General features: G+C 57.7%; 1 protein-coding gene. It reads left to right on the top strand.

Annotation, left to right across the window (positions count from 1 at the left end):
- Positions 1 to 29 precede the first annotated feature (29 nt).
- The coding region (locus ACM6IV_RS19615) for a hypothetical protein (protein WP_414871267.1) at positions 30 to 213 on the top strand (184 nt) is incomplete at its 3' end.

Raw genomic sequence — 213 nt, 5'->3', positions numbered from 1 at the left:
CCGAAACGGTCCGCGGCGACGAAGTGTTCATGTTCTGGATCGGTTCGATCACGGGCGAGTACCCCAATTCGATCAAGCTGAGCGAATTTACCGCCGGACAACCGGTGCCCTTCCCTATCGGTGCTGAGCTGATCAAAGGCAATGAAGGCGGAACGGTCGAGGCCAGGTACGAGATCAAGCGCTTGGCGGGCGGTACGAGTTATTCCAATTCGC

This window comes from Pseudomonas sp. IT-347P, assembly GCF_949768005.1.
Lineage (GTDB): Bacteria > Pseudomonadota > Gammaproteobacteria > Pseudomonadales > Pseudomonadaceae > Aquipseudomonas.
The sequence above is the reverse complement of the archived record's forward strand: the minus strand, read 5'-3'. Positions and strand labels throughout refer to the sequence as shown.